Below are 9,017 nucleotides of genomic sequence, written 5' to 3' on the forward strand. Positions count from 1 at the left end.
ATGTCGAGAAAAGGAAACTGTTTAGATAATGCAGTGGCTGAAAACTTCTTCGCTTTACTCAAAACAGAGATGTATCACGGTCAAAGCTTCACTGATGCTGATGAACTGATTGCAAATATCGAAGAATATATAGAGTATTACAATACAAAACGGATTAAGGTGAAATTTAAAGGCCTGACTCCGATAGAATATCGAAATCAGGCCTTGCAAGCCGCTTAACAGAAATGTCCAACTTTATGGGGTCACTTCAGGGGACCGTGGGAATGAGGTGATACCCTTAACGAAACTGTCCGGCTTCAACCAAAAACTCAAATCCAGCTGTGGCCAGCTTGGCTTCAAGTGCGGTTCGGTCAATATCGAAGTAGGCAACCAGCTTGTCTAAATCACCGTTAAAGTCGTCACGCAGCTTCATGTTCACAATGCTCATTAGCATGACTGTATCCATAGAAGCGAAATTGGCGAGATTCATTATTTGTCCTCGAAATCAGAAATCAGTAAGTTTGCCGCAGCAAAGGCGGCTTTTTCTCTGACTTCTTTTGCTAAAGAAGTATCCGCTGCCACATCGTTCAAAGCACGAACCGCGCAGCTAATGGCTTGAGGAATATAGGCTTGATCGCCACTGCCAATTTGAGCGTATAACTCACGAACTAAATCACAACAACCGTAAACTTGCATAACTCTATCCTACTTTTACAGAACGACTCATTTTCACAGAACTAATAGCACAGAACGAGACGTCTGCCTTATAAATGATAACTGCTCTCAATATACACAGAGAGCAGTATGAAGACAAAAGTTACCTTTGAGCTGGCTCAATATTGAGTAGCAAGAGATCAAATTTTCAGCATGTTTCAGGTATTAAAAAGGCTGCCGGTAGGCAGCCCTTAAAGACTCTCGTGTGAGATTAAGCCATTTGCGACTTGATGTGCTCGACGATATCAGCCATAGCCACTGGAGTTTTATCACCAGAGCGACGGTTTTTATATTCGAAGTTGCCTTCGTCCATACTACGATCACCGATAACGATCGTATGAGGAACACCAAGTAGCTCCATATCAGAGAACATAACACCTGGGCGTTCTTTACGGTCATCGAATAGAACTTCGATACCAGCTGTTGTCAGTTCAGCATATAGCTTCTCTGCGGCTTCTTGAACGCGCTCAGATTTGTGCATGTTCATTGGAACGATAGCCACTTGGAATGGTGCAATCGCGTCTGGCCAGATGATACCGTATTTATCGTGGTTCTGTTCAATCGCAGCAGCCACTACACGAGTAACACCGATACCGTAACAACCCATTTCTAGAATAACGTTCTTACCGTCAGCGCCTAGAACACCACAGTTCATTTTCTCTGAGTAGTTAGTACCAAGCTGGAAGATGTGACCAACTTCGATACCACGCTTAAGCATGATAGTGCCTTTACCACATGGGCTTGGGTCACCTTCAACAACGTTACGTAGGTCTTCAACTTGACCTAGTTGAACGTCACGGCCCCAGTTAATGCCGAAGTAGTGTTTACCATCAACGTTTGCGCCTGCACCAAAATCGCTGGTTACAGCAACTGTGCGGTCAACGATGAATGGCTGTTTTAGACCAACAGGGCCTAGTGAACCTGGACCGGCACCGATTAGAGCGCGAATTTCTTCTTCAGAAGCCATCTCTAGTGGAGAAGCGACTTCTTTCAAGTTTTCTGCTTTCACTTCGTTTAGCTCATGATCACCACGGATGATCAGTGCGATGATGTCTGCGTCAACTTCATCGGATGCTTTAACGAAAAGCGTTTTAACCGTTTTCTCGATAGGCAGTTCAAATTGCTCAACCAGTTCGGCAATGGTTTTCGCATTAGGCGTGTCAACCAGAGTCATCTCTTGAGTTGGGGCTGCAAGTTCTGCTGCAAGTGCCACCGCTTCTGCTTTTTCGATGTTTGCTGCATAATCAGATTCAGTAGAGAATGCGATTAAATCTTCGCCGCTTTCTGCCAATACGTGGAACTCTTGAGAGCCACTACCACCGATAGCGCCGCTATCAGCCAATACTGGACGGTAATCCAGACCCATGCGGTCGAATGCTTTACAGTAAGCATCGTGCATTGCGTCGTAAGATTTTTGTAGACCTTCTTTATCGATGTCGAAGCTGTATGCGTCCATCATCGAGAATTCTCGAGAGCGCATCACACCAAAACGAGGGCGGCGTTCGTCACGGAACTTAGTCTGGATTTGGTACAGGTTCAGCGGAAGCTGTTTGTATGAACTTACTTCGTTACGCACAAGAGCAGTAATCACTTCTTCTGCTGTTGGGCTTAGTACAAACGGACGGGTGTGGCGGTCAGTAAAGCGAAGTAACTCAGGGCCCATCTTTTCGCTGCGACCTGTTTCTTCCCATAGTTCAAACGGCTGCACAACGGGCATTAATGTTTCAATAGCTCCTGCATTGTCGATTTCTTGACGAATAATGGTTTCGACTTTACGCAGTACGCGCAGACCGGTAGGTAGCCAAGTATAAAGACCTGAGGCTAGCTTACGGATCATGCCCGCACGTAGCATGAGCTGGTGGCTCACGATTTCTGCGTCGTTTGGAGTCTCCTTCAGAGTAGAAAGAAGATATTTACTGGTACGCATTTATGGTATCCGTTTATCAAAGGTGGTAATAAATTTAGCCGCTAATAATATCAGCCAAATGCCAATGTCAAAAGCGTTCAATCGTCGTAACCGTCACTAAGTTAGCGGTTATGATGAATTTTACGTTCAAATCGTATAAATGTACTGCGTATTGCTTCTCGTCAGGCTTGTTTTTCTTATAAGCAGGACGTGGATCTTGTGCCAGAACTTCACTAATAACAGCTTTCTTGACCGCTGAATCAGGCAAAGTATTTAGAATTTCTTGAGCTTGTGTCGAGAATTGTACATCTATTGTTGACGGTTCAGACTCTGCATAGCCACCTTTGGCTTTAGGTATCGCATCGGAATAGGGGATGTAGGGTTTGATGTCAACGATCGGTGTTCCATCAACCAGATCAACGCTACCTACTTCTATATAGAATTGCTCGCCTTCTTTATTTATTGCTAGAAATTCAACCGCCGACATGCCAATACCGTTTGGGCGAAACGTGGAACGGGACGCTAGTACACCGACTCTTTCATTGCCTCCGAGACGCGGTGGTCTAACGGTTGGTTTCCAACCAGCTTCAAGATTTTGATCAAACAAGAACAACAGCCAGAGATGGCTGAACTGTTCCATTTCACGCACTGCTTGCAAACAGTTCAACTCGCCGAGTAACTTGATGCGAGCTCTAGCGCTCGGTACTAATCGAGGTTGACGTGGAACGGCGAATTTCTCTTTATATGGCGTTTCGATGGTAGCAATCGGCGTGATGGTGTGCATTGGCGTGTATTGAGTTTGATTAAAGAAGTAAAAGTGAAAATATCACACCTAACAGAGAACAGTAGTAATTATTGTTGATAGTAATTATCTTTTGATATGTTATATTATAACAAAATAATTCAATTGAGGTATCAACTATGAAAGTACTAAGTTCGCTAAAAAGTGCAAAAAACCGTCATCCTGATTGTCAGATCGTTAAGCGTCGTGGACGCCTTTACGTTATCTGCAAAGCTAACCCTAGATTTAAAGCCGTACAGCGATAAGTGTCGGCGACACAATGAATAAAAAACTGCGAATTTCGCGGTTTTTTTGTATTTAAAATCGAGCTATTTTTTAAACTTCGCCAGATATCTGTCTAAGTGGTTGGCAAATTCACGTCGCTCTGTTTGAGAAAGTGCGCTTGGTCCTCCGGTTTGAATACCGCTGGAACGCATGGTTTCCATAAAGTCGCGAATATTAAGGCGCGCTTTAATGGTCTCTTTAGTATAGAGCTCACCACGTGAGTTCAGCGCTAGCGCACCTTTAGTTATCACTTCATCAGCCAGTGGAATGTCAGATGTGATAACTAAATCATTTGCTGCTACTCGTCTTACAATTTCATTATCGGCAATATCAAAACCCGCAGGAACTTGAATGGAATGAATATTAACGCGTTTGGGTACAGGGATTATGTGGTTAGCTACAAAGGTACATTCAATGCCTGTGCGCTCTGCTGCACGTACAATAGTTTCTCTGATCACTTTCGGGCAAGCGTCGGCGTCAACCCAGATTTTCATTGACAATCACCATTGAGTTGTTGCTCTAACTGTTCAATACGTTGCGTAAGCTGAGCAATGACTTGCTCCAACTGAGTAATACGGTCAGCTTCAGTGGTTGCTTGTAGTGCGATTTCGACTTTAGGAACACGATGCGCATTTTTCCAACTTTTAATCGCACTAATAAGTGCCGCCATGGGAACTGATGTACTCAAACGTGCTTTAACAAGGGCAACAGTCGGTTCTTTTCCTTGCTGCTGTAGTGTGGTTAGCACATGTTCGAGCTCTTTAGTAACATCTTGAGTGAGCATAGGTCATCCTTTTTCTCTGAGAGCATGATTTTATATCAGTTTGCGTGATTAATCCCAGCCCAAATGGTTCTCTTGTCGCTTTTGCTTTCTGTTGATAAAAATATGCAAGGACAAACGCTAGCGAAAGTAACATGCTCTTGTGCGAGATCTCTTACAAATGCTGTGCGATATCAGAGGTTTGTTAAGCAGTGAATGCTATTTTATTTTCGTAACGTATTGAATTATATATTAATAAGTTGATTGTTTGTTTTATGCGCAAAATTATTAACTATCGGGTGATTGCACTAAAAACTCAAAGGCGTAGATTGATCTGCGTCGGCAGGGAACTGACACGGAAATGGATACACCACTGGACGGTGATTTCAGGACGAAAAAGTGATTAATGGATAATCACCATATGGATACGGATACGAACGGATTCAACAGCTAACAGGATGTCAGTTGGCAAGGAACGCAAAAGGATAAACCCTAAGAAAGGGTAGGATACCATCGGGATGATGGAATGGACACCGCTCAAGGAACAAGTGATGAGCGCTAACAGGATGGTTAGCACAACGGACGAAAATGGACACCGCTAGGAAGGCGATGCAGGAGTTAACTGAAGGATTCAGTTTTTTAGGGATGATGCAGGAAGCGGATATTTGTAGCGGGAAGGCTGCACGCAAGACTTAAACCCCAACACTTCGGTGTTGGGGTTTTTCTCAATTTGCATATGAAAAAATTAAATAATAATTATTCTTAATCGCTAATGGCTTCAAATCTTTTTCGATCAAGTTCGCTTTGCTCTGTTTTGCTTCAGTGGCAAGGCTTTTTTGCTATTTTTGTTTTCTAACAAGGACTGTTTGTGACAATAGTGACACGACGAACGCTGTTAATTCCTTATACAGAATCGTTCGAGTTGGATTTTCTTATGCTCAACTGTTGCGCTAAAAATATGGCATACCTTAATGGACCTAAGACAGTCTCTGCATCTAGAGAGCTGTTTAAGCGTGTGCTTAACGATTCTTCTATTCATGCTATGGCGGTGTTGGATAACTATAACCGTGAGTTCATGGGGCATATCTTTATCGAACGTGATGATATTAAAGCGGAATTAGGCTTTATTTTTGATAAATTGTATTGGAAGCAGGGGTTCGCGACAGAAGCGCTAAAGGCGTTTTTCCCTAAAGCATGTGAAAGATTGGACCTAATGCGAGTGGTTGCCACCGCTGAGATTGAAAATCGCGCTGCCATTAAAATATTAGAAATTTTGGGTTTCCAAAACCGAGGCGAGAATGACGAGCACTTCGCCCTTAGCTATGATTTTGAGTGGATTAAATCTTAAATACCGAGCTTATGCCATCCGATGCGGCGGCAAGTTAAAGCGCATCGGAATGAAGCCACGCATTTCCAGTTTGCCCTGATAGCAGTCATCACCTAAAGCTGAAAATTCAAACAAGTAAACTGTATGCCAAAGCCAGCGACCATCGTTGGTTTTCCATTTGTGACCAGCAAAAGATACGCTAAGCAATTGAAGTTCAAGTTGATCGCATTTTCTCAGTACGTGTGATTTAGCGATTTCAGACTGTCGTCTTTGCTGCCAAAAAAGGAAACAGACGAAGCATAGCGCCAATATTGCCAATAGATCTCCAATCATATTGCGCCTTAGGATTTGGTATCTTGTTGAAGTTTGAGCAGTGCATGCGCGAGCTCTTCAGAAGGAGTGCCATGCAATAATGGCAAAAGAACCATTCTGAGTTCTGGCAGCATGACGAGGTCAGCAAACAACTGGTTAAATAGCGTTTGATTGCCAGTCTGCGCCAGTCTTAACAAAAATTGCTCTGCTCTCGTCGTGTTATTCAATACCTTCCAGGTACGTCCGGCAATGGCAATCAGTACCTCAGGGTGGCTCAAACGAGGGCTCGCGAGAATTGAATCAATTATTTTACCCAGTTGATTTTCATCTGCACCGGATAGTGCGCGAGTGAATGCAGAGAGTAAAAACAGATCAGGCTCTTGGCTTGCTATCTCTGCTTGGGTCAACTCTTCAAGGCGCTTCGCAAGCATGGTCGGTAGTTCTGTGTGCTCAAGAGCGCCGAGTAGCGCGTAAAGAGGCTGTGTCGGCAAATGAGACAGCGCTTTACGAACCAAAGGACCATTCTGTTCTTGATTCAAACGCGCACAGATATCGGTAATGCCTTGCAGACCTATCGTTTGCCAATTATTCCAACCTAGACCACCAGAGAAATAATGTTGAGCATGCTCATAGTATTGGCTACAAGGCATGGCTAATGTCGCGCGAATTTGGCTGTGAAAAACAGCCATTTTGTCTTCAGCTGGTTTGAAGGTATACGGATTGTTCGCCAGTTTATTTTGCTGCTCTTCGGTGAGTTCTTTGTTGAGGCGAGTTCCCATGGCTTCAACCACATACTTAATGAACTGACCCACATCCGCTTGTTGCAGTAGTCCACGTTCATCTAGAGCAAATTTAAGGAACCAAATCCAAGGTTGTTTGGTTTCATTCCAGTATGCAATAGCCAGGTGAGCGGTACGTTTTACAGGATAGGGATAAGCTTGATGTCCCTGTTCTACATGTGAAAACTGCTCATTCTTGATAGTTTGGATGCGTCGGCCAAGGTCGAAGATTTGATATTGACAGCCACTGTTTTTGAGTAAAGCAGTCAGTGTTTGAATATTGTCCATGGGAGCAAAATGTTCCTGAAATTCTTTTGGGGTAACCCTTCTTTCCTCAGTAAATGGTACTCTATGGCACTTTTTCAAGGTGTACGACCAACAAACTTGGTGATTCATGACAATTAACACAAAACTGGCTCAAGCTTTACAGCGATTAGAAGCGGAATTACGCCAATGTGAAGTTTGGCAAACTACGCCACCGAGTATCGAAGCGATGCGAAGTGTTGAGCCTTTTTCGATTGATACACTCGACCCTCATGAGTGGCTGCAGTGGGTGTTTGTCCCAACGATGCAGAAATTGCTTAATGAAGGACAAGCCATTCCTAAAGGTTTTCAGTTGTCACCCTATTTTGAGCAAGCATGGAAGCATCAAGACGAGTTTCAAGCTGTACTTTTAGTCATCAACCACATTGATAGGGTATGTCAGTAATGTTGGATATCATCTACCAAGACGAATATTTGGTCGCCGTCAATAAGCCTGCAGGCATGTTGGTGCATCGTTCATGGCTCGATAGGCATGAAACTCAGTTTGTAATGCAAACATTACGAGATCAAATCGGTCAGCATGTTTTTCCTTTGCACCGTTTAGACCGACCGACGTCCGGCGTGCTGGTTTTTGCGCTGTCGAGCGAAATTGCCGCCAATGTCATGCCGATGTTTGCTAATCATGAAATGGAAAAAACCTATCATGCAATTGTTCGTGGCTGGATTGAAGAGGGAGACGTGCTGGATTATCCGCTCAAAGAAGAGTTGGATAAAATTGCTGATAAGTTTGCCAAGCAAGATAAAGAAGCTCAGTCCGCGGTGACTGAATATCAACCGTTAGCCAAAGTCGAAGCTCCCTTTTCAACCGGAAAGTTTCCAACCACTCGTTACTGCTTAGTCGAAATGAAACCTAAAACGGGACGTAAGCATCAGTTACGTCGCCATATGGCACATCTTCGTCATCCAATTGTGGGTGATACCACTCACGGCGATGGTAAACATAACCGCTTGTATCGAGAAGAGTACGATTGTCATCGACTGCTTCTTCATGCGACTGAATTAAGGTTTACTCACCCGTATACACAACAGGAATTAGTGCTCAAAGCGTCTTTTGATGAGGTTTGGCAAAGGTTGTTTGCAGAGTTTGGCTGGGAAAGTCCGCAAGCGTGACTGAGCGTGGAGTAGTGCTCGTTACCATGCTCTGCGTGGTGCATACCGAGCTTTAAATGTTCAAAGTAGGTAGGTTTCACCTTCTATCTTTAACTAAGGTATGCATTCCCACACGGGAGTGAAGTGACCCCCAATAGTTGGACAACCAATTATTGGGGGTCTTTTATTTATGTCCAAATACAGTCGCGAGTTAAAGTTCAAAGTAGCTAAAAATTATCTTGATGGCTCCACTCCTCGAGAGCTCGCTGAAAAATATTCTGTCCCAACAAAACATGTTCGTTATTGGGCTCATGTTTTCACTATGCATTGTTCAAATTCATTTTTAATTGATTGACAGTCTCTTAGTGCGGAAGCTAAGATGGAAGCGTTGCAATTATTGTGGACAAATGGCTGGTCTGTCAGACACACTAGCGCGGTGTTAAACCTCTCTTTCCCTACGACGTTTACGAGTTGGCTCCGAAAATATGAAAAGAAAGGCATTATTGGGTTGGAGAAACATAAAAGAGCGATTATTCCAATGAAGAACTCCCCGCAAACGACACACAAATCTGATGATGAGATGACCCTGGAAGAGTTAAAAGAAGAACTGGCGTATTTACGTTCGGAGAACGCTGTCTTAAAAATTCTCGAGGAGTTGAATCAGCAGCGATTTCGTCGAACTAAGAAATAGCGTTAACCGTTTCAGCTCTTAGAAAAACATACTCTTTAAAACATCTTTTGAAAGTAACTAAGTTACCGAG

The 9,017-nt window shown here is 43.6% G+C and carries 14 protein-coding genes and 1 pseudogene; 7 read left to right on the plus strand and 8 right to left on the minus strand.

The window, feature by feature from the left end; genetic code table 11:
- On the plus strand, positions 1-219 hold a 219-nt coding region (locus ACK5MF_RS17405; RefSeq protein ID WP_416921405.1), incomplete at its 5' end, for a transposase.
- A gap of 58 nt (positions 220-277) precedes the next feature.
- On the opposite strand, the gene ACK5MF_RS17410 is transcribed toward ACK5MF_RS17405, so the two are convergent.
- From ACK5MF_RS17410 to tsaA, 4 genes are all read right to left on the minus strand, one after another.
- Entirely contained in the window at positions 278-469 is a 192-nt protein-coding gene (locus ACK5MF_RS17410; protein ID WP_416923805.1) for a DUF4250 domain-containing protein, read from the minus strand.
- Entirely contained in the window at positions 469-675 is a 207-nt protein-coding gene (locus ACK5MF_RS17415; protein ID WP_416923806.1) for a YaeP family protein, read from the minus strand. The genes ACK5MF_RS17410 and ACK5MF_RS17415 overlap by 1 nt, the downstream gene beginning before the upstream one ends.
- Positions 676-904: 229 nt before the next feature.
- Positions 905-2,620: a proline--tRNA ligase gene (locus tag ACK5MF_RS17420; protein WP_416923807.1), complete on the minus strand. Its 1,716-nt coding sequence runs from the start codon at positions 2,618-2,620 to the stop codon at positions 905-907.
- A gap of 67 nt (positions 2,621-2,687) precedes the next feature.
- Positions 2,688-3,383 (minus strand): tRNA (N6-threonylcarbamoyladenosine(37)-N6)-methyltransferase TrmO, encoded by a 696-nt coding sequence (tsaA, locus tag ACK5MF_RS17425; RefSeq protein ID WP_416923808.1) that lies wholly within the window; start codon positions 3,381-3,383, stop codon positions 2,688-2,690.
- A 137-nt stretch (positions 3,384-3,520) separates the two neighbouring features.
- Between tsaA and ykgO the strand changes: the two genes are divergently transcribed.
- Positions 3,521-3,646: a type B 50S ribosomal protein L36 gene (ykgO, locus tag ACK5MF_RS17430; protein ID WP_102940270.1), complete on the plus strand. Its 126-nt coding sequence runs from the start codon at positions 3,521-3,523 to the stop codon at positions 3,644-3,646.
- Between the two features lie 63 nt (positions 3,647-3,709).
- On the opposite strand, the gene ACK5MF_RS17435 is transcribed toward ykgO, so the two are convergent.
- Positions 3,710-4,159 carry a YaiI/YqxD family protein gene (locus ACK5MF_RS17435; protein ID WP_416923809.1) on the minus strand — a complete coding sequence of 150 codons (450 nt, stop codon included), beginning with the start codon at positions 4,157-4,159 and terminating at the stop codon, positions 3,710-3,712.
- Entirely contained in the window at positions 4,156-4,449 is a 294-nt protein-coding gene (locus ACK5MF_RS17440; protein ID WP_416923810.1) for a hypothetical protein, read from the minus strand. Before ACK5MF_RS17440 ends, ACK5MF_RS17435 begins: the two co-directional genes overlap by 4 nt.
- Positions 4,450-5,293: 844 nt before the next feature.
- Between ACK5MF_RS17440 and ACK5MF_RS17445 the strand changes: the two genes are divergently transcribed.
- Complete coding sequence (locus ACK5MF_RS17445; RefSeq protein ID WP_416923811.1) at positions 5,294-5,773, plus strand: GNAT family N-acetyltransferase; 480 nt, start codon at positions 5,294-5,296, stop codon at positions 5,771-5,773.
- A 9-nt stretch (positions 5,774-5,782) separates the two neighbouring features.
- On the opposite strand, the gene ACK5MF_RS17450 is transcribed toward ACK5MF_RS17445, so the two are convergent.
- Together ACK5MF_RS17450 and ACK5MF_RS17455 are read right to left on the minus strand one after the other, a co-directional pair.
- Positions 5,783-6,085: a DUF3301 domain-containing protein gene (locus ACK5MF_RS17450; RefSeq protein ID WP_416923812.1), complete on the minus strand. Its 303-nt coding sequence runs from the start codon at positions 6,083-6,085 to the stop codon at positions 5,783-5,785.
- A gap of 8 nt (positions 6,086-6,093) precedes the next feature.
- A complete protein-coding gene (locus ACK5MF_RS17455; RefSeq protein WP_416923813.1) occupies positions 6,094-7,131 on the minus strand; it encodes a DUF3549 family protein in 1,038 nt (345 codons plus the stop codon).
- Between the two features lie 106 nt (positions 7,132-7,237).
- Here ACK5MF_RS17455 and ACK5MF_RS17460 point away from each other — a divergent pair, with 106 nt between their 5' ends.
- The 4 genes and pseudogenes from ACK5MF_RS17460 to ACK5MF_RS17475 all read left to right on the plus strand — a co-directional run.
- Positions 7,238-7,552, plus strand: coding sequence for a YqcC family protein (locus ACK5MF_RS17460; RefSeq protein ID WP_416923814.1), 315 nt, complete (start codon positions 7,238-7,240; stop codon positions 7,550-7,552).
- On the plus strand, positions 7,552-8,277 hold the full coding sequence (gene truC / locus ACK5MF_RS17465; RefSeq protein WP_416923816.1) for a tRNA pseudouridine(65) synthase TruC: 726 nt from the start codon (positions 7,552-7,554) through the stop codon (positions 8,275-8,277). The genes ACK5MF_RS17460 and truC overlap by 1 nt, the downstream gene beginning before the upstream one ends.
- 169 nt (positions 8,278-8,446) lie before the next feature.
- Positions 8,447-8,611: a hypothetical protein gene (locus tag ACK5MF_RS17470; RefSeq protein ID WP_416923815.1), complete on the plus strand. Its 165-nt coding sequence runs from the start codon at positions 8,447-8,449 to the stop codon at positions 8,609-8,611.
- Between the two features lie 18 nt (positions 8,612-8,629).
- Positions 8,630-8,947 (plus strand): annotated as a pseudogene (locus ACK5MF_RS17475) (helix-turn-helix domain-containing protein); the annotation flags it as partial.
- Positions 8,948-9,017 lie beyond the last annotated feature (70 nt).

The organism is Vibrio sp. (assembly GCF_047973365.1).
In the GTDB taxonomy this organism is placed as follows: domain Bacteria; phylum Pseudomonadota; class Gammaproteobacteria; order Enterobacterales; family Vibrionaceae; genus Vibrio.

What these genes read in the sequence shown, in the direction of transcription:
- ACK5MF_RS17410 (WP_416923805.1), bottom strand. Translation starts at nt 469, where the DNA reads ATGAATCTCGCCAATTTCGCTTCTATGGATACAGTCATGCTAATGAGC.
- ACK5MF_RS17415 (WP_416923806.1), bottom strand. Translation starts at nt 675, where the DNA reads ATGCAAGTTTACGGTTGTTGTGATTTAGTTCGTGAGTTATACGCTCAA.
- ACK5MF_RS17420 (WP_416923807.1), bottom strand. Translation starts at nt 2,620, where the DNA reads ATGCGTACCAGTAAATATCTTCTTTCTACTCTGAAGGAGACTCCAAAC.
- tsaA (WP_416923808.1), bottom strand. Translation starts at nt 3,383, where the DNA reads ATGCACACCATCACGCCGATTGCTACCATCGAAACGCCATATAAAGAG.
- ykgO (WP_102940270.1), top strand. Translation starts at nt 3,521, where the DNA reads ATGAAAGTACTAAGTTCGCTAAAAAGTGCAAAAAACCGTCATCCTGAT.
- ACK5MF_RS17435 (WP_416923809.1), bottom strand. Translation starts at nt 4,159, where the DNA reads ATGAAAATCTGGGTTGACGCCGACGCTTGCCCGAAAGTGATCAGAGAA.
- ACK5MF_RS17440 (WP_416923810.1), bottom strand. Translation starts at nt 4,449, where the DNA reads ATGCTCACTCAAGATGTTACTAAAGAGCTCGAACATGTGCTAACCACA.
- ACK5MF_RS17450 (WP_416923812.1), bottom strand. Translation starts at nt 6,085, where the DNA reads ATGATTGGAGATCTATTGGCAATATTGGCGCTATGCTTCGTCTGTTTC.
- ACK5MF_RS17455 (WP_416923813.1), bottom strand. Translation starts at nt 7,131, where the DNA reads ATGGACAATATTCAAACACTGACTGCTTTACTCAAAAACAGTGGCTGT.
- ACK5MF_RS17460 (WP_416923814.1), top strand. Translation starts at nt 7,238, where the DNA reads ATGACAATTAACACAAAACTGGCTCAAGCTTTACAGCGATTAGAAGCG.
- truC (WP_416923816.1), top strand. Translation starts at nt 7,552, where the DNA reads ATGTTGGATATCATCTACCAAGACGAATATTTGGTCGCCGTCAATAAG.
- ACK5MF_RS17470 (WP_416923815.1), top strand. Translation starts at nt 8,447, where the DNA reads ATGTCCAAATACAGTCGCGAGTTAAAGTTCAAAGTAGCTAAAAATTAT.